At 41.2% G+C, this 17,429-nt stretch carries 27 protein-coding genes and 1 pseudogene; 22 read left to right on the top strand and 6 right to left on the bottom strand.

The window, feature by feature from the left end; translation table 11 throughout:
- Positions 1-20: 20 nt before the first annotated feature.
- On the bottom strand, positions 21-152 hold the full coding sequence (locus ACWIUE_RS11465; RefSeq protein ID WP_454136918.1) for a hypothetical protein: 132 nt from the start codon (positions 150-152) through the stop codon (positions 21-23).
- Positions 153-157: 5 nt separating this feature from the next.
- Here ACWIUE_RS11465 and ACWIUE_RS11460 point away from each other — a divergent pair, with 5 nt between their 5' ends.
- From ACWIUE_RS11460 to ACWIUE_RS11425, 8 genes are all read left to right on the top strand, one after another.
- The gene (locus ACWIUE_RS11460; RefSeq protein WP_454136916.1) at positions 158-397 is read left to right on the top strand and encodes a DUF2443 family protein; all 240 of its coding nucleotides are present in this window, start codon (positions 158-160) and stop codon (positions 395-397) included.
- A 57-nt stretch (positions 398-454) separates the two neighbouring features.
- Positions 455-1,507 carry a quinone-dependent dihydroorotate dehydrogenase gene (locus ACWIUE_RS11455; RefSeq protein WP_454136915.1) on the top strand — a complete coding sequence of 351 codons (1,053 nt, stop codon included), beginning with the start codon at positions 455-457 and terminating at the stop codon, positions 1,505-1,507.
- A 15-nt stretch (positions 1,508-1,522) separates the two neighbouring features.
- On the top strand, positions 1,523-1,735 hold the full coding sequence (locus tag ACWIUE_RS11450) for a hypothetical protein (protein ID WP_454136914.1): 213 nt from the start codon (positions 1,523-1,525) through the stop codon (positions 1,733-1,735).
- Positions 1,736-1,862: 127 nt separating this feature from the next.
- Positions 1,863-3,497 (top strand): WD40 repeat domain-containing protein, encoded by a 1,635-nt coding sequence (locus tag ACWIUE_RS11445; RefSeq protein ID WP_454136913.1) that lies wholly within the window; start codon positions 1,863-1,865, stop codon positions 3,495-3,497.
- Between the two features lie 28 nt (positions 3,498-3,525).
- On the top strand, positions 3,526-3,750 hold the full coding sequence (locus ACWIUE_RS11440) for a hypothetical protein (RefSeq protein WP_454136911.1): 225 nt from the start codon (positions 3,526-3,528) through the stop codon (positions 3,748-3,750).
- Positions 3,751-3,858: 108 nt separating this feature from the next.
- Positions 3,859-4,236 (top strand): hypothetical protein, encoded by a 378-nt coding sequence (locus tag ACWIUE_RS11435; RefSeq protein WP_454136909.1) that lies wholly within the window; start codon positions 3,859-3,861, stop codon positions 4,234-4,236.
- 204 nt (positions 4,237-4,440) lie between these two features.
- On the top strand, positions 4,441-4,605 hold the full coding sequence (locus ACWIUE_RS11430) for a hypothetical protein (protein WP_454136908.1): 165 nt from the start codon (positions 4,441-4,443) through the stop codon (positions 4,603-4,605).
- Positions 4,602-4,775, top strand: a complete 174-nt coding sequence (locus ACWIUE_RS11425; protein ID WP_454136907.1) for a hypothetical protein — start codon at positions 4,602-4,604, stop codon at positions 4,773-4,775. The genes ACWIUE_RS11430 and ACWIUE_RS11425 overlap by 4 nt, the downstream gene beginning before the upstream one ends.
- Before the next feature lie 140 nt (positions 4,776-4,915).
- On the opposite strand, the gene ACWIUE_RS11420 is transcribed toward ACWIUE_RS11425, so the two are convergent.
- From ACWIUE_RS11420 to ACWIUE_RS11410, 3 genes are read right to left on the bottom strand one after another with little or no spacing between them, the layout of a single operon-like run.
- Positions 4,916-5,797: a cytochrome-c peroxidase gene (locus tag ACWIUE_RS11420; RefSeq protein WP_454136906.1), complete on the bottom strand. Its 882-nt coding sequence runs from the start codon at positions 5,795-5,797 to the stop codon at positions 4,916-4,918.
- An 18-nt stretch (positions 5,798-5,815) separates the two neighbouring features.
- The gene (locus ACWIUE_RS11415; RefSeq protein WP_454136905.1) at positions 5,816-5,941 is read right to left on the bottom strand and encodes a hypothetical protein; all 126 of its coding nucleotides are present in this window, start codon (positions 5,939-5,941) and stop codon (positions 5,816-5,818) included.
- The gene (locus ACWIUE_RS11410; RefSeq protein ID WP_454136903.1) at positions 5,904-6,281 is read right to left on the bottom strand and encodes a hypothetical protein; all 378 of its coding nucleotides are present in this window, start codon (positions 6,279-6,281) and stop codon (positions 5,904-5,906) included. The genes ACWIUE_RS11415 and ACWIUE_RS11410 overlap by 38 nt, the downstream gene beginning before the upstream one ends.
- Positions 6,282-6,345: 64 nt before the next feature.
- Between ACWIUE_RS11410 and ACWIUE_RS11405 the strand changes: the two genes are divergently transcribed.
- From ACWIUE_RS11405 to ACWIUE_RS11375, 7 genes and pseudogenes are all read left to right on the top strand, one after another.
- Positions 6,346-6,729, top strand: a complete 384-nt coding sequence (locus ACWIUE_RS11405; protein WP_454136902.1) for a RidA family protein — start codon at positions 6,346-6,348, stop codon at positions 6,727-6,729.
- A pseudogene (exbB, locus tag ACWIUE_RS11400) lies at positions 6,723-7,130 on the top strand (TonB-system energizer ExbB); the annotation flags it as partial. The gene ACWIUE_RS11405 and the pseudogene exbB, both read left to right, overlap by 7 nt.
- 569 nt (positions 7,131-7,699) lie before the next feature.
- Entirely contained in the window at positions 7,700-8,113 is a 414-nt protein-coding gene (locus tag ACWIUE_RS11395) for a biopolymer transporter ExbD (protein ID WP_454136901.1), read from the top strand.
- Between the two features lie 9 nt (positions 8,114-8,122).
- The gene (locus tag ACWIUE_RS11390; RefSeq protein ID WP_454136900.1) at positions 8,123-8,296 is read left to right on the top strand and encodes a hypothetical protein; all 174 of its coding nucleotides are present in this window, start codon (positions 8,123-8,125) and stop codon (positions 8,294-8,296) included.
- A gap of 4 nt (positions 8,297-8,300) precedes the next feature.
- On the top strand, positions 8,301-9,974 hold the full coding sequence (locus tag ACWIUE_RS11385) for a hypothetical protein (protein ID WP_454136899.1): 1,674 nt from the start codon (positions 8,301-8,303) through the stop codon (positions 9,972-9,974).
- 224 nt (positions 9,975-10,198) lie between these two features.
- Positions 10,199-10,411, top strand: coding sequence for a hypothetical protein (locus ACWIUE_RS11380; protein WP_454136897.1), 213 nt, complete (start codon positions 10,199-10,201; stop codon positions 10,409-10,411).
- Positions 10,412-10,837: 426 nt separating this feature from the next.
- On the top strand, positions 10,838-11,266 hold the full coding sequence (locus tag ACWIUE_RS11375; RefSeq protein WP_454136896.1) for a hypothetical protein: 429 nt from the start codon (positions 10,838-10,840) through the stop codon (positions 11,264-11,266).
- Here ACWIUE_RS11375 and ACWIUE_RS11370 read toward each other — a convergent pair.
- Entirely contained in the window at positions 11,174-12,304 is a 1,131-nt protein-coding gene (locus tag ACWIUE_RS11370) for an MFS transporter (RefSeq protein ID WP_454136919.1), read from the bottom strand. The two genes, ACWIUE_RS11375 and ACWIUE_RS11370, sit on opposite strands and share 93 nt — an antisense overlap.
- A gap of 133 nt (positions 12,305-12,437) precedes the next feature.
- On the opposite strand from ACWIUE_RS11370, the gene ACWIUE_RS11365 reads away from it, so the two are divergent.
- Genes ACWIUE_RS11365 through ACWIUE_RS11355 form a run of 3 tightly spaced genes read left to right on the top strand, consistent with a single transcriptional unit; the run spans position 12,438 to position 14,355 of the window.
- On the top strand, positions 12,438-12,959 hold the full coding sequence (locus ACWIUE_RS11365) for an OmpA family protein (protein WP_454136895.1): 522 nt from the start codon (positions 12,438-12,440) through the stop codon (positions 12,957-12,959).
- Between the two features lie 16 nt (positions 12,960-12,975).
- Positions 12,976-13,812, top strand: a complete 837-nt coding sequence (locus tag ACWIUE_RS11360) for a tetratricopeptide repeat protein (RefSeq protein ID WP_454136894.1) — start codon at positions 12,976-12,978, stop codon at positions 13,810-13,812.
- Between the two features lie 9 nt (positions 13,813-13,821).
- Positions 13,822-14,355, top strand: coding sequence for an FKBP-type peptidyl-prolyl cis-trans isomerase (locus tag ACWIUE_RS11355; RefSeq protein ID WP_454136893.1), 534 nt, complete (start codon positions 13,822-13,824; stop codon positions 14,353-14,355).
- A 140-nt stretch (positions 14,356-14,495) separates the two neighbouring features.
- Here the strand turns inward: ACWIUE_RS11355 and ACWIUE_RS11350 are convergent, their stop codons facing one another.
- The gene (locus ACWIUE_RS11350) at positions 14,496-14,639 is read right to left on the bottom strand and encodes a hypothetical protein (RefSeq protein ID WP_454136892.1); all 144 of its coding nucleotides are present in this window, start codon (positions 14,637-14,639) and stop codon (positions 14,496-14,498) included.
- 29 nt (positions 14,640-14,668) lie between these two features.
- Between ACWIUE_RS11350 and fabD the strand changes: the two genes are divergently transcribed.
- From fabD to ACWIUE_RS11330, 4 genes are all read left to right on the top strand, one after another.
- Complete coding sequence (fabD, locus tag ACWIUE_RS11345; RefSeq protein ID WP_454136891.1) at positions 14,669-15,601, top strand: ACP S-malonyltransferase; 933 nt, start codon at positions 14,669-14,671, stop codon at positions 15,599-15,601.
- Positions 15,598-16,296, top strand: coding sequence for a 5'-methylthioadenosine/adenosylhomocysteine nucleosidase (locus ACWIUE_RS11340; RefSeq protein ID WP_454136890.1), 699 nt, complete (start codon positions 15,598-15,600; stop codon positions 16,294-16,296). Before fabD ends, ACWIUE_RS11340 begins: the two co-directional genes overlap by 4 nt.
- A gap of 62 nt (positions 16,297-16,358) precedes the next feature.
- Positions 16,359-16,793: a TM2 domain-containing protein gene (locus ACWIUE_RS11335; protein WP_454136889.1), complete on the top strand. Its 435-nt coding sequence runs from the start codon at positions 16,359-16,361 to the stop codon at positions 16,791-16,793.
- Positions 16,786-17,262, top strand: coding sequence for a TM2 domain-containing protein (locus ACWIUE_RS11330; RefSeq protein WP_454136888.1), 477 nt, complete (start codon positions 16,786-16,788; stop codon positions 17,260-17,262). Before ACWIUE_RS11335 ends, ACWIUE_RS11330 begins: the two co-directional genes overlap by 8 nt.
- Positions 17,263-17,429: the final 167 nt, after the last annotated feature.

Genomic DNA, 17,429 nt, shown 5'->3' with positions numbered 1-17,429 from the left:
TGCGCTACTTTTTGTCATTTTTAGCGAAGCGAAAAATCTCCGTCATTATTAAGATTCTGCACTAGATTCTGCGATTTGTGCGAATGTTCGCGATTTTTTATAAAATTTATGATAGCATTTTGCTTTTTAGATTCTGCGAAGTTTGGGAGCAAAAAGTATGTTTGATAAGGTAAATACGGCGATTAAGGATATCGAAGAGGCGATGGAGGAAATTCAGATTTTGCTTGGGATGCACAAAATTAGCTTTTTGGATTTCGTGATGATAAAGCGTGGAAGTGCGGACTATCCGCCACATTTAGAGATGTGGAAGTTAGAGCAAATCGATAATGAAGTGCAAAAACTCAAAGAAAAAATTAACGAGCTAAATAAAATCAAAAAAGAATTTTTGGTGTATTAGATTTGCGCGAATCTAGCGCGATTTCGCAACTTTAAAAGGGGCAAATAAGGGGCAAAAATGTATAAAAAACTACGCAAATATATCTTTAAATTAGACCCAGAAAACGCGCACAAAATCACAGAAAATCTGCTGATTTTGGCACAAGCTACGCCATTTGTGCTAGAAAAATTGGCACTGCGCTTTTGTGTGGCGGATTCGCGCTTAAAAACTAGCATTTGCGGAATGGATTTTTACAATCCTGTGGGCTTGGCGGCGGGTTTTGATAAAAATGCTACGATGACAAAGGGGCTGTTGTCGCTTGGATTTGGGCATATTGAGCTAGGCACGATTACGCCAAAGCCCCAAGATGGCAATCCAAAACCGCGCCTTTTTCGATTTGCAGCGGAAAATAGCATTCAAAACGCGATGGGATTTAACAATGACGGCGCAAGTGCGATTTTGCGGCGCATTAGCCGAATCTATCCATTCGCCGTGCCACTAGGCATAAACATAGGCAAAAACAAAATCACAGAGCCCGAAAAAGCCCTATTTGACTACAAAAAATTAGTGTCGAATTTTAAAAGCGTGGGCGATTATTTTGCGGTGAATCTATCATCGCCAAACACGCCAAATTTGCGCGATTTGCAAAACGAAGAGTTCGTCAAATCGCTATTTAGTGAGCTGACAAAGCAAAGCAACAAGCCTATTTTCTTAAAAATCTCGCCCGATATGCAAATCGATTCAATGCTCCGCGTGTGTGAATGCGCGATTGCAAACGGCGCGGCGGGGATTATTGCGACAAATACGACTATTGACTACGCACTTTTAAAGGGAGGAAAAGATTTTGGAGGCATTAGCGGAGAGGCGTTAAAGAAAAAATCGCGCGAAATTTTTAGCATTTTAAGTGAAAATTTCTTTGGCAAAACCGCGCTAATATCGGTAGGCGGGATAAATGACGGCGATGAGGCGTATGAGCGAATCAAACTTGGCGCAAATTTGGTGCAGATTTATAGTGCTATGATTTTTGAGGGACCTGCGCTGGTTAGCGAAATAAATAAAGGCATTTTGACGAGATTAGAAGAGGATGGATTTAAAAATATCGATGAGGCAGTAGGAAAATCGCTACATTAAAATGGCAATTCGTCTTTGGGTGCACCTTTCGCACTTTTAAAATTTTTTGGGCGTTCGCAGACCGCTAGTCTAGTCTCACACCCAAAAAATTTTAAAAATACAAAACTTCCACCGCAAATACTAGAATTGTTTTTAAATGCAGATTCTGCGATTTTCGTGCGAGATTCTGCGATTTCGTTGCCTTTCGCAGAATCTTACAAAAAAAATCACAAAATTCGCAGAATCTAAAAATAGATGATTGCTTCGCTTTGCTCGCTCGCAATGACAATATAAAAGCACATTTCACATTCCATATAAATTTCCCCCAAATTCTCGCATTTTTGCTATAATCGCAGAATCTAAATTGGAGGAAGCGATGATAGAGCCGTATTTTCGCGTGGAAAATGAGTTTTGTGCGGATATTTTGCATTTTGCCTCAAATGCGATTTTTGCCTGCGACTTCAAAGAGCAAATGTTTTGGGTGGGGAATATCATAAATCACAACCAAAGCAAAAAAATCCCGCTCACCTTGCCAAAGTCCTCTTTTATGCGAAATAAAGTCGCCATTTGCGGGACATCGTTTGCCTTTATTAACGGCGATGAGGGGAGCATTTGCATAATGGATGCCTTGCAAAGTCGCGCGTTGCAGACTATTCAAAGTGCTGATTCAAAGATTGAGTGCGTGAGTATCGCCAAAAAATCCGTGCTTATCGGCGGGAAAAACGGCGTTTTGAGTAAATATGACTTAAATGGCAAACTGCTAAAAGTGCTTATGCGACATAAAGATTTCGTGCTATTGGCGCAAGAAAGCGAGGATGAGCGGTTTATAATTTCAATCGGTTATGATAGAAGCATTTTGCTTTTTGATAGCAATAAAAACGCCACAACTCCGCTAAATATCAATCCAAACAGCATTATAAAATGCGTGAAATTTAGCGCAGATTCTGCGATTTTGTTGCTTGGCGATAATGGCGGGAATATTTATGTGATTGACACCTACACAAGGACTTTGTTACGGAAGTTTCAGGCGGTTTATTCGCAGGTGGTGGAAATCTGCTTTTATAATTCTTATATTTTCGTGCTTGGGGCAAATGGCGCACTTTCGCTGTGTGACTTTTATAGCGCGAAAATCATTATGGAAAGTTTTAGCACCGCGCCGATTGCGGCGTTTGCGCTATTTGAAAATAGCATAGTTTTGTCATCAAAAAATAGCGTTTTTGGATATAGATTTGATGATTTTAAGACACATTGTCAAAATCTAATCGCCGAAAATGACTTGGTTGAGGCATATAAATTTGCAAATATTTATAAATTTTTGCAAAATGAGCAGTTTTACTTGGCGTTGGAAGCGAAGTTTGAAGCGGATATGATGGAGGCGAGGATTTTAGCGTGTGGTGGAAATATCCCGCTTGCAGAGCAGATAATCTCGCGCTACGCGGAGATTAAGGGCGAAGTGATTGCGAGTTGTGCAAAGCAAATAAAAGAAATTCCAAAGTTTGAAAATCTAATGGCACAAAAGTTAGAAATCCGCGCAATCCCAATGGCGCAAAATAATCCGCTAATCCGCGAATTGCAAAGCTACAAGGACTTTGAGGCGAGGTTTGTAAAGATTATTTTACTCGCAAAGGAACTCGCCAAAAAAGGCAAAAAAGACGACGCAAACGCCATTATGATGCCCTATAAAAAAATCGCCTCAAAAGTCGCAATAATCCAAGAGATTCTGCTCTATCCGCAAAAGGTGGATTTGGCGTTGGAGGCGATTGAAAACGGCGATTATGGCGAGTATTTTAAGCTGAAAAAAAATTATCGTTTTGTCGGTATTTTTGATGGGGAGATGGAAAATAACGCAGAATCTGTCTATTTTAGGGCGCAAAATGCGTTTTATAAGATGGATATGGCGGAGTGCAAAGAGTGCATTTCGATTTTGAAAAACTTCCGCAAATACCGCGATTTCGCGCTGAATTTGGAGGTGAAAATGGATGAAGTGGGGAAAACGCTAAAAGAGATATAAAATCGCTTTTTTTGGGTGGGGTAATTTTGTGTTTTTGGTGCATTTAATTCACACGAAGTTTGCCGTCATTGCGAGATTTTGCTTTTCGTTCCCCCTCCCTTGCGGAGGGGGATTAAGGGGGTGGGTAAATTCTATTAGATTCTGCAAATTTAATATAGATTCTGCGTTTTCGCACAAATCGCAGAATCTGCCTTATTTTTCCGTCATTGCGAGAAAATGCAAAGCATTTTCGTGGCAATCCAAGATTTTGTGATTTTTTATTTAATTCGCAGAATCTCGCACGAAAAAATTCACAGATTCTGCAAAATTTAGTTAGATTCTGCATTTTGTTTTCATTATTGCGAGGGAGCGAAGCAAAATCGTGGCAATCCAAGATTCTGCGAATGCAGAATCTAATAAAAATCAATCGTGCGAAGCACCCAAAACTCGCCCGCTTCGTGGTGCAAAAAATCGGGAGCAAGGTTGCAGTAGTGCAACCGCCGATTTTTTGCTAGAAGCGGAAAAGCGAGGCACTCCCCCTAAAAGCGAAAAAGCGGCTGCTTTTTGGCGCGTAGGGGGAGCGGGGCGGGGGGTGCAGCCCTTTTTGCGGGAAAAATCGAGCGAATTTGATTTAAAAAACGGCGAAAATCTCGCAGATTCTGTGATTTCGCAGAATCTCGCACGAAAAAATTCACAGATTCTGCAATTTGCACGAAAAATCGCAGAATCTGCCCTAAAAACGCAGAATCTGCCAAAATAAAAAATAGATTGCCACGAAGTCGCACAACGCGCGACTTCTCGCAATGACGAAATGAAGTAATTCGTAGAATCTGCGAAATTTGCAGAATCTATGGCAAAAATCGCAGAATTTAAATTATGGATTGCCACGACTTGCATTCGCAAGTCTCGCAATGACGGAAATGGGGTGAGTTGCAGAATCTGCAAAATTCGTAGAATTTAAATTGTGGATTGCCACGAAGTCGCACAACGAGCGACTTTTCGCAATGACGAAAGGTTGAGTTTTACCCACCCCCTAACCCCCTCCGCAAGGGAGGGGGAAAAGAATAGAATTGCCACGCGCAAGGGAAGTTGTTTTTTAGATTCTGCGATTTGCAAAATCTCGCAATGATGGATTTATACGCGAGATTCTGCAATTCTCACACAAAACGCAGAATCTATCGCAAATTCGCAGAATCTAATAATATTTTTGTGGATTGCCACGATTTGACTTCGTCAAATCTCGCAATGACGGGATTTTTGAGATTCTTCGCTTCGCACTTCGTGCTTCGCTCAGAATGACAAAAAAATTTGGATTGCTACGACTTGCATTCGCAAGTCTCGCAATGACGGGATTTTATTTTTTTTATTTTTTTTTGGATTGCTTCGGCGAATCTATGATTCTCTCGCAATGACGAAATACTCGCAATCTCTCCCAAATCTCACTCCATCGGTAGTTGCGGATAAGTAATGCTTGGTTTTCTCCCATTTAGCGTGTCAAAAAATGCTTTTATCCTTTCGATTTCCTTTGGCGTGAGAGTTTCGCCCTGCTTTGCCATCATCTCTATTGCGTCCTTCAAAGAAGTCGCCGTCCCGCTTTTTAAATACGGCGCACTCTGCGTGATATTCCGCAAGATAGGCACTTTTACCGCCTCGCCTTTTTTGAAATTATTCGCAAATTTATACGCGCTAATTTCATCAAATGCAATCTCCCCACCGCCTAAATTCACGCCGCTATGGCACTTTACGCAACCCTTATCTATGAAAATCGCGAGTCCATCTAACTCCGCGCGGTTTAGTGCCTTGATATTTCCCCGCAGGAAGTCATCAAAGCGACTTTGCGTTTTTAAAGTCGCCACAAATGCGTCAATTGAAGTCGCAATCAAATCCATATCAATATCCATATTATTCCCATACGCCTTTTTAAAATCGATTATATACTGCGAAAAAGCACTTATTTTAGGCACGATGGTGGCGTTGCTCTGCTTCAAATCGCCTGTAATGTGTGCTTGCAGGTGATTTTTTAAAAAAATTTTGTTAGATTCTGCGTTGAAAATCGTAGGCACATTTGCGTTAAAAGGCGGGGTTTTGGGGAGTGCGTTGCTCCCGCCAAGCGCGAGATTGTGGCAAACATTACACGAAATCGCATTTGAGTTTGCGATGCGCGGGTCAAAATAGAGTTTTTTGCCTAACTCAATTTGCGATTTTGGTGCGGTGCTTTGCTTTAAGTCCATCGCTTCTAATCCCGCGTCCTTCGCCTTTTCTATGAGTTCATAACTGCCAAAAAGATTTGTCAAAATTATAAAAATCGCTAAAAATTTCATCTTATCTCCCTTTTTTGTTTAATCCGCAGAATCTCGCACTTGGCGCAGAATCTCGCTTTTTCGCATTTTTCGCAAAAATCGCAGAATCTCGCATTTATCGCAGAATCTACCGCAAAATATCGATTTTATACACGCGCTGCTCATAAATTATCTTGCTTTTATCCCATTGCTTGATTTTCGCAGAATCTAACTCATTGCGCGCAGAATCCGCAGAATCTCGCATAGAATTTTCCGCAGAATCCACCGCAGAATCCGCAGATTCTGCGTTTTGCGCTGAATTCGCTAAATTTGGCATTTTTTTATAGATTGCGATTTTTTCATTTTCGCTTAAAAATCGCTTTTTGATTTTCCCATCTTTGGTGATTTGCAGGGCGAATTTTATCTCATTTGTCCTGCCATCGATGATTATTGCTTCGTTTCGCGCTAAAAAATTATCAGCACTTAAAATCCCCGCAAAAAGCACAAACAGCGCAAATTTTCTCACTTCGCCAATCCTAATAAAAATTTTGTTAGAATTCTATCATATTTTAAAATTTGAAGGACAAAAAATGCAGACGATTTCGACTACTTCCGCGCCACAGGCGATTGGAGCATATTCACAGGGTAAGATTTTTGGCGAGTTGATTTTCACCTCTGGGCAAATCGCGCTAACGCCAAATGGCGAGTTTGTAGATGGCGATGTAAGGGCGCAAACTGCGCAGGTTTTGGAGAATTTAAAGGCGATTTTGACAAGCGCAGAATCTAACTTGCAAAGCGTGATTAAAACGACTATTTTTCTAACAAATATCGATGATTTTGCGGCAGTAAATGAGGTTTATATGTCCTATTTTGGCGCACATAAACCCGCTAGAAGCACAATTGCCGTGAAAGAACTGCCAAAGGGGGCAAAAGTTGAGATTGAGTGCGTTGCGATAAAAGGTGCAAAATGCTAAAAGACTTCGTTGAATACGGCGTTTTGGGGATTTTGATATTTTTAAGCGTGATTGTTTTTGCATTGATTTTGGAGCGCATTTTTGTGTATAAAAAAATTGATATTTTGGCATTTGTGGATAAAAAAATGCTAGAAATTGAACTCACTCGCAACCTCACACTGCTCGCCACAATCGGCACAAACGCGCCATACATTGGACTTCTTGGGACGATTGGCGGGATAATGCTGACATTTTTGGAGATTTCACAAAGTGATAGCGCAATTAGCACGGGTGCGATTATGAGCGGACTTGCACTTGCGCTAAAAGCAACTGCGCTTGGGTTAATTGTGGCGATACCTGCGATTGTGGGGTATAATTTATTATTGCGAAAATGTGAAGTTTTACTAGCGAAATGGGATTTGGAAGCGGAAATGCGAGATTCTGCGAAAAATGCAGAATTTGCGACTTTTGATGAAACTAAAAATATTTGTCATTTTGAGCGAAGCGAAAAATCTCAAAATAGTTCAAATAAAAGAGATTCTTCGCTCGTTTCACTCGCTCAGAATGACAATGCGTGGGCAGATTCTGCGGAAAACAGCACACAAGATTCTGCGGAAAATGCAGAATTTAATAAAATGGATTGCCACGATTTGGCAAATCTCGCAATGACAAAAAAAGGCGCGCGAGATTCTGCGAATCAAATGAGAATCGCAGAATCTAATGCGAAAAATACCCACCCCCTAGCCCCCTCCGCAAGGGAGGGGGGATTTTTGGATTCAAACTCCGCAAGGGAGGGGGGACAAATCGCAGATTCTGCGAACAGCACGCGAGATTTTGCGAAAAATGCAGAATTTGATAAAATGGATTGCCACGATTTTGCTTCGCAAAATCTCACAATGACAAAAAAAGGTGCGCTAGATTCTGCGAATCAAATGAAAATCGCAGAATCTGCGAAAAACACACAAGATTCTGCGCCACAAATGGAGCAAAAATGAAAAAAATCGACTCCCTAAATCTCATTCCATTTATCGACATTGTGCTTGTTTTGCTCGTGATTGTGCTAACAACGGCGACTTTCATCAAGCAAAATCACCTCTCAATCGATGTCCCGCAAGTCAAAGATTCTGCGAAAAGTAGCTCGAATTTAAGCAAAGAGGACAAAATCATCAGCATTAAAAATGACAATAAAATTTTTTTCGATGAAAGGGAGGTGAGTTTGGAGCAGTTGCGATTTCACATTTCGCACCTGCCAAAGGATACGCCACTCGTGCTAAATGGCGATAAGAAAAGCAATTTTGAGGCATTTGTGAAAATTATGGCGATGTTAGAAAATTTGGAATTTAAAAATTTGTATATTTTAATTGACGCAGAATCTACAAAATCTACCGCAGATTCTGCGAAATAAGGGGGCAAAATGTTTAAGGAAAATTATAGTTTGGAGATGATTATTTCTGCGGTGGTGACGATGGCGGCGATTTTGCTTTGTGTGCGACTTTATCTAAAAATCATAAATCGCAAAAGTAAAATCCAAAAACCAGATTGGTTAGGCGAAGAGTTTGACAAAAAATTCAAAATGAAAGGAAAATAGCGCGGTGATTAGTGTAGTTTGGATTGCGGTGCTGCTGCTTTTGGCGGGGATTGACATTTTTAGTGTGAATAAAAAGCACAAGGATTTTAGGGGAAGCATTATTTTGCTTGGCATTTTGGGCGCGCTTGTGGTGATTGCTATTGAGATAAGCGATGCGCTGTCATTTGCGGAGATGAATGCGCTTTGTATTTTGATTGTGGCGATGGGATTGGGCGCGATTGTGGGTATTTATCAGCGCGTTTTTCAAAAAGAGCGAGTGGAGAATTTAAGCGATAATAATGACTTAAAAGAGGCGATTACCGCGCTAAAAGAGGCGAATCTAAAAATCGCAGAATCTAATGAAATTTTGGCAAATGAATTTAAAAATGCGCTAGATTCTGCGCTTGAAAAGCATTTTGAGAAAAATACAAACGCGCTAAAAAGCATAGATTCTGCGATTTTGACAAATCAAGAAAAGTTTATAGAGCAGACAAATGCGCTAGATTCTGCGATAAAAGAGATGGATTTCAATCTTAAAAAAGAGTTAGAGCGGTTGAGTGCGAATTTTAGCGCAGATGTGATTAGTGGCGTTGAAGCACTTGCAAACAAATATCAAAATAGCATTGAGGTGCATTTTAGCGAGAATTTCAAGCGATTTAATAGCGCGGTGGAAAATCTTTTGGTTTGGCAGGATGAGTATCGCCAAAGTGTGCTTAACTCAAATGAGATTTTGAAGCACTCTGCGGAAAATTTGGCAAAATTCTCCGCGCTGACAAATAGCATTTTGGCGAGGGATGAAAAAATCATCGCCTTGCATAGGGAAGTTAGCGTGATTATGGAGCGATACAAAGCGCAAAATGCAAATTTGGATGAGAAGTTAAATGCGGTAAATAATGTAGGAAGCGGGGCGATTGAGGCACTAAAAATTATGGGCGAATTTTTCGCGCAGTTGAGTGCGCGATTGAATGGCGTCCTTGCGGAGTTTGATAGCGCAAATCAAAAAATTATCGCGGATTTAGGCAAAAGGGATGGCGCAGTGCAAATGCAACTCGCAAAGAATATAAAAATTTTGGATGAATTGATAAAATCCGCTCTAAATCACAATAAATCGCTAAATGAAAGTTACGCGAAGTTGAATAAAGATGTGGAGTTGCACTCAAAGGCGATTTCCAAAAATACTAGCGAGATGATTAGCGCGATAAATAAGGACGGCATAAAGCACCTAAAAAACACGACAAAACTTTACTTTGAGGATATTTCCACCACTCAAAAAAATATTTTGGAGCAAATGTCCGCGCAGATTGATAGTCATTATAAAAATTTGGACTCAATGCTAGTGGCGATGAGTGCGAAATATTTGGAGAGTTTGGAGCAGATAAGCATTTCAAGTGTGAATGCAAGTAAGGATTTGAATTTGATAAATGCCGAAGGTGTGCGAAATCTCAATGATGAAATCGCAAAATATGTCCGCCAAAATAGCGATATGCTGAAAACTTCAAGTGCGGAATTGGTAGAGATTTTAGCAGTGTTGCAAAGGCAAATCGATAGCGCGCTCTCTCGCACCGACAAAATGCAAAGCACAACGCAGGACTTTATGGCGGATTTGGAGAGTTCGCTACGGAATGCAAGTGAGGGGTTTAAAAATGATTATGAGTGGTTTTTACGGAGGGTAAAAGAAATTATCGGCGCAAGGGGGTAAGAAAAGATTTTGCTAGCAATTTGTTCTGGGGTAATCATTTGCGTTGTTTTGGCACAAAATTTCGCTCAATGAACCCCCAAGTCCTATTTCGCTCATTTCGCGCCAAAACAACGCAAAGCACTACCGCCATTACTTCGATTGTTTGTAACGCATACTAGATTCTGCAAAATCGCCTAAAAATACTTCCGCGCGGGGCGTTTTTAATTTTAGATTCTGCGATTTCGTTGCCTTTCGCAGAATCTCACAAAAAAATCATAAAATTCGCAGAATCTAATACAAAAAATCCGTCATTGCGAGATTCTGCGAATGCAGAATCGTGGCAATCCATTATTTTATTTTGCAGATTCTGCGTTTTTTTATTTGAATCGCAGAATCTAAACAAGATTCGTCATTGCGAGATTTGCGAATGCAAATCGTGGCAATCTATAAAAAAATAATCCGTGCGAAGCACCCAAAACTCGCCCGCTTCGTGGTGTAAAAAATCGGGAGCAAGCGAGCAGTAGTGCGAGTGCCGATTTTTTGCTAGAAGCGGATAAGCGAGGCACTCCCCCTAAAAGCGAAAAGCGGCTGCTTTTTGGGAACACAATTTAAATGAAGTCGGGGGGAGCGGGAGCGGGGTGCAGCCCTTTTGCGAAAAGAAACTAGCGAATCAAATCCAAAAAACGGCGAAAATATCGCAGATTCTGCAAATCACACAAAAAGCGCAGAATCTGAAAATAGATTCTTCGCCTACGGCTCAGAATGACAAAATAAAAAATAAAAGTAGTAGAATTTAATTCACAAAATACCCACCCCCTAGCCCCCTCCGCAAGGGAGGGGGAAAATTTTTTTGAGATTCTTCGCCTACGGCTCAGAATGACAATTTGATTTGGATTGCCACGAAGTCGCCCTTAAACGAGCGACTTCTCGCAATGACAGAAAAAAATACGCTAGATTCTGCGTTTTTCGTGCAAGATTCTGCGAATCAAACTTTAATTTGTCATTTGGTTGCTTCGCTACGCTCGCAAAACGAAGTTTCTTTTAGTAAATCCTGCGGATTGAGCGAAGCGAAAAATCTTAAAAAAGAGATTCTTCGCCTACGGCTCAGAATGACAAAACAATGGATTGCCACGAAGTCGCCCAAAGTGCGACTTCTCGCAATGACAGAAAAAAATACGCTAGATTCTGCGTTTTTTTATTTGAATCGCAGAATCTCAACCCTATCGCGGTTTATTTACCGCAAAGGTTATGAGAAATACCAAGTTTGCGATATAGAACCACACAAATCCCGCCACGCCAAAGCCTTGCATTAGCGCACCAAGCACAAGTGGCGACATTAGCGAGCCAAGCGAGTATGAAAATAGCATCGTGCGACTGACTTCTACGCTTTTGCTTTTGTCTTTTAGCATATCATTTGCCCGTGCAAGGGCGAGTGAGTAAAGGCACAAAATCCCCGCGCCAAAGATTACGCCAAACACGCACATTCCCCAAATCCCAAGTTTCAGCAAAAATCCCGCACTTCCCACTAGCGCGACAAATGCAACTAGCATTATTGCCACTTTCCGTCCGAATCTATCGCTGATACTGCCAATCAAACTTTGCGCGATAAATCCCCCAAGCATCACGCAAAACATAAAGTGCGCCACTTCGCCCACGCTAAGTCCGCGTGATAGCGCAAACACACTCCCCATCGAGAAAAATCCATTCATAAGCATACCGCCGATAAAGCTCCCCAAAAGCGCGAGTGGCGCTACGCTAAAAACTTTTGGCAATGAAATTGGCGTCTTTTGCGGGATTGGCGGGGCGTTTATGCGTAATAAATTAAGCGGGAGCGATGAAAACATAATAAGACAAGTCGATAGCACAAATAGCGTGTGTGTGGGGAGATTCAGCCCCATTATCAAAATCCCCGCGCCAAATGAAACATAAAATACGATTTCATAAAATCCTATCACGCGGGAGCGCACGGCGTCCTTGCTTTTTTCGTTTAGCCACGATTCAATAATCACCAAAAGTCCATAATATGCAAATCCAAGGCAAAAGCGAAGTCCCGCCCACAGCGCAAGATTTACGCTTAAAGAGTGCAAAATAATGCAAATACTACACATCGCTCCAAAAATCCCAAATGCGCGAATATGCCCGATGTGCGCGATGATTTTATGCGATGAGATAGTGCTAATAAGCGCACCAAAAAAGAAAAAGGCATTCACCGCGCCGATGGCAAGGGCACTTGCGCCACTTTGCTTTAAGATGACGCCAACAGAGCTAACAATTAGCGCATTCCCCGCAAAGAGAAATGCCATCGCCACAAATAGCGCGGTTAGCGACTTTATCGTGCGCTTTGAACTTATCATTTTGTGCCTTTGAGATAAATTAGCTTAAAAATTAGCGGCGAATTGTAGCAGAATCTTAAAAATAATTGACATCGCTAGCATATTTTGGTTAGAATTTGCGTTTTTAAAATTTAAAAATAAGGAGTAGGCGATGATTAAGAAGTTATTACTGACTTTTTCTTTGGTTGGAGCGATGATGATTGTAGGGTGTGGCGATAAGAGCGATGTTGAGGTGGATACGCAATCTAGCGGTAGCGATTCTGCGAGTGCAAGCGGTGATAATGGCACAATCGATGGCGAAATCACAAGTCGTGGCAATGTTTATGGTAGCGGTGGCGATAACTCGCTGTATTCGGTGTATTTTGGATTTGATAGATTCATAATCGAAGGCAGTAGAAATATCGAAATCGTAAAAAATAACGCAAAGTTGATTGTCGATAGCGGTGCAAATGTCCGCGTAGAAGGCAATACCGATGAGTGGGGCAGTGATGAATACAACTACGCACTTGCGCTAAAACGCGCATCATCTGTAAAAGACGCACTTGTAGGCAATGGCGTGGCAGAGGGCAAAATCGACTTAGTGAGTTATGGCGAAAGCAAACCACTTTGCGTTGAGAAAACTCGCGCTTGCTGGCAAGAAAATAGACGAGCAGACTTTGTTTTATCAAAATAAATAAAGCATTTTGCTAGTGAGATTTTTAGCATTAGTTATCGCTCCGCTTTGCCTGTGGAGCGAACCATCTGCCTTTGAAATGCAAAGCGGTTCTACCAAACAAGAAATGCAGAATCTAAAAGGCAAAACCGAATTACAATCTGATAAAATCTTTGAGATTGAGAGCAAAATAAAGGCGTTAGAAATCTCAACTGATGGCATTAAAAGCATTTATGAAGGACAAGCAAAAAATCTCAATGATTTGAATAACAAAATAAATGCGCTAGATTCTGCGAATCTCACAAAAGAGAGCTTCTCTGCGCTAAAAGAGCAAGTTGAAAGCAATTCTAAAAATATCCAAACGCTAACTGATAGTCTAAATGCCCTTAGCGAATCTATCACGCAGATAAAAACTCTACTTGGCGAAATAAAGCAAGTTGAGTTAGATAAACAAGCAGAGCAGCGCGAGCAGCGGGAGATTTCATCGATTGCATTTAGCAAAGATAAGGCAAAAAAAGATGAGATTTTTAAAGAAGCGCGCAGACTAACTTACAGCAAAAAATTTAACGAAGCAATAGCGCGGTATAATTGGCTTATTGAAATCAATCACAAAAAGGCAGAATCTCACTATATGCTGGGCAATATCGCCTATGAGAAAAATAAATATGATGATGCGATTTACCACTACAAAGAGAGTGCGACACTTGATGAGAGGGCAAAATATATGCCACGATTATTGCTAAATTGCGCGAATTCTTTGCGAGTGCTTGGGCGAAATGATGATGCGAAAAACTTTTATAATTCGCTAATTGCGCGTTTTGCAAACAGCACGGAGGCAAAGGACGCAAAAACGCAACTTAAAAAACTCAAATAAAGGATAAAAATGATAGAAAATAATCACTTAGTAACAATCAAATACGAAGTCAGCGACAAAGAAAGCGCAGAAGTGCTTGATAAAAGCGATGATTTTAAATTTATCATCGGGCAAAATCAAGTAATTTGCGGGTTAGAAAACGCGCTAATGGATAAAAAAATCGGCGATAAATTCAAAGTCGAAGTCGCGCCAAAGGACGCGTATGGCGAGAGAAATGGCGATTTTTTGCAAGAAGTGCCAAAAGAGCAGTTTGCAGGAATTGAGCTAGTTCAGGGGATGACGCTGTATGGGCAAAGCGAGGATGGCGAGATGGCGCAAGTGGTTGTCGCTGAAATTGGCGAAAACTCTGTCATTATCGATTATAATCACCCTTTGGCTGGAAAAACTCTGCTTTTTGAAGTGGAGATTTTGGATAGCAAAGTGCCAAATGATGATGAGATTTTAGAATTGCACCGAAATTCGGCACACCATCATTGTGGCGGTGGAGAGGGGTGTTGTGGGGGAGAGCATCATACCGAGTCAGGTTGCGGTTGCGGACATTAAGCGCGAAATTTAATTTTGCGTGGATACAATTTGTTCTGGGGTATGCAATTCTTGCGTTAGTCGCACTTGTCTGCGCTCAATGGACGCACAAGTCCTATTTCGCTTGACAAGCGCGACTAACGCAAGAAGCCACACCGCCATTACTTCGATGGTTGCTTCACTTCGTTCGCAAATTCTACGAATTGTAATTTGCTAACGCAAATTATTTTAATATTTTTGTCATATTGAGCGAAGCGAAATATCTCCGTCATTGCGAGATTTTGCGATTCGCAAAATCGTGGCAATCCAAAAATTTAAATTTAAAGGATTTTCTATGAAATACGCTTTTATTTTTCCCGGACAAGGCTCACAGGCACTAGGAATGGGCAAGGACTTTTATGACGAATCGCCCCTTGCCAAAGAGCTTTTTGAGCAAGCAAGTGATACATTAAAAATCGATATGAAAAATCTGCTTTTTAATCAAAGCGATGATTTGAATCTCACGCAATTCACGCAACCAGCGATACTTTTGGTAAGCTATATCGCAAATCGCCTTTTTGCCCAAAGTTGCGACATAAAGCCCACATTTGCGCTTGGGCACTCACTTGGCGAAATCACGGCAAATCTCATCGCTGGTTCGCTTAGCTTTGAAAACGCGCTTCGTTTGGTATATGAACGCGGGAAGCTAATGCAGAGCGTTTGCGAGGGCAAGGATGCGGGAATGTCTGTCGTGCTTGGGCTTAGCGATGAAGCGTTGCAAAAGTTTTGCGATGAGCGCGAAGAAAATGCGAGTGGCAAGATTTGGTGTGCGAATTTCAATAGCGATGGGCAGTGCGTTTTGGCGGGTTACAAAGTGGATTTGATGATTGCTGAGGGCGAGTTGAAAAATCTTGGCGCAAAGCGCGTTTTGTTGCTCCCTATGTCTGTGGCTAGTCATTGTCCGCTTTTAGAGCCGATGAGCGCGGATTTTCACGCATTAGCAGAGCAGTATTTGGAGGATAAGTTTTCGTGTGAGATTATCGCAAATGCCACGCTTGAATCTTACAGCACCAAAGCAAACGCGGTGAATCTTTTGACAAAACAGCTAACCTTGCCCGTGCTTTACAAACAAAGCATTAAGAAAATTGAAAACGCAGTAGATTGCTTCATCGAATTTGGCTATGGCGCGGTGTTAAAGGGACTAAACAAACGCTTAAGCACAAAGCCCACGCAAACAATTGGCACAATGCAAAATCTAAACGCAGTTTTGGAGGAAATATCGCAATGAAAACTATCGCAATAATCGGCGCGATGAAAGAGGAAATCACCCCACTTTTGGAGCATTTCAAGGATTATGAGAGCATAGAAATTGGTGGCAACACATTTTACAAAATCACCCACAAAAATCACACCATTATAGTGGCTTACAGCAAAATAGGCAAGATTCACGCCGCGCTTACTTGCGCTACGATGATTTTGCATTTTGGCGCAGAGTGCATTATTTTTAGTGGCGTGGCTGGTGGGCTTCGCGCTGATTTAAAGGTGGGCGATATTATTTTGGCAACCGCGCTTTGTCAATACGATGTGGATATTAGCGCATTTGGACATCCGCTTGGGTTTATACCTGAGAGCAAAATCTACATAAAGACAAGCGCGAATCTTAACGCAATCGCTCACAGCGTTGCAAAAGCGCAAAATATCGACTTAAAAGAGGGTATTGTGGCAAGTGGCGATAGTTTTATCTCCGATAGTAGCAAAAAAGGGTGGATTATGGAGCGCTTCAACGCCGCTGCGGTGGAAATGGAGGGCGCAAGTATCGCTGTGGTGGCGTCTTTGCTAAGTGTGCCATTTTGTGTGATTCGCTCAATTAGCGATAGTGCCGATGATAGCGCAAATATTAGCTTTGATGAATTTTTGGAGCACTCCGCCCAAAAAAGCGCGAAATTCGTCCTAGCGATGATTGAGAAAATGGGCGATGATTGAGAAAAATATAGGGATTTGTGGCATTTTAGATTCACGCAACTTTAAACACAAAAAGGCAAAATATGAAAAATAATGATATGATTTTTTATAATTTAAAGGACAAAGTGCCAAGTAATGCGCTTTTGTCGCTTAAAGAGAGTTTGGATAAGGCTAGTGATGACGCGATTCAGCGACTTTTGCTTATAAATCTCAAAAACGCGATTTTGGGACTTATCTTTTCGGCGATATTGCCCGGCGTTGATAGGATTTACAAAGGCGATATTATTTTAGGTATCTTTAAAATCATCTATTTTGTAGTCGTTTATATCGGCATTGAAAGCAATTTAGGCGATAGGTTAGTCGCAAATAGTGAAAGTTCGGTATTAGCCGTGCTGTGGCTACTTGCTATTGTGGCGATGTTGGCGTGGTTTGTCGCGGATATGTTTTTGGTATGGAAGGGCATAAAGCGCGATAATCTTAAAAAAATCTTTGAAATATTGGAGGCAAAAAATGGATAATATAAGTGTATTTTTGATGAGCATAAAGGGCAAAATCCCTAGCGAATCCCTTGTGCCATTGCAAGAGAAACTTGAAAAAGTAGGCGAAAATGCTTTGCAAAAACTTATGCTAGTGGTGCTTAAAAGCCCCGTTGTCGGCATAGTGCTGTCAATTCTCTTTGGCATTTTGGGCGTGGATAGGTTTTATAAGGGCGATTTAAAGTTAGGCTTTGCCAAACTTGGCTTAATCATCATAAGCTACACGATACTTTTTGTGGTGCTTATTGTCGCAGCTGTCGCGACAGAAAACACATTTATGATGAGCGATGATGATGTAGTAGATATGATAATAGAGCAGTATTTCTTGCCTTTTGTTTTGGCACTTATCGGCATTTTAGTAGCATATATATGGTGGATAGTGGATATTTTTCTTGTATTTTTTGGCATCAAAAAAGACAATTTAAACAAAATTTATAGCGCATTGCAGTAAAAATTACTCGCTGTTGCTTTGGGTGGCGATGTGAATCGGGGCAAATCGCATTTTTTAGCATTCGCCCAAAGCGCACTCTACAAAATCCGCAGAATCTAGCGCAGAATCTAAACATTTCGCCAAAAAGCACGAAGTTTTAGAAATTTTTGCTAAAATTGCGCCTTTAA

The organism is Helicobacter sp. 23-1045 (assembly GCF_053654655.1).
This window is presented reverse-complemented; position numbering and strand designations above follow the sequence as displayed.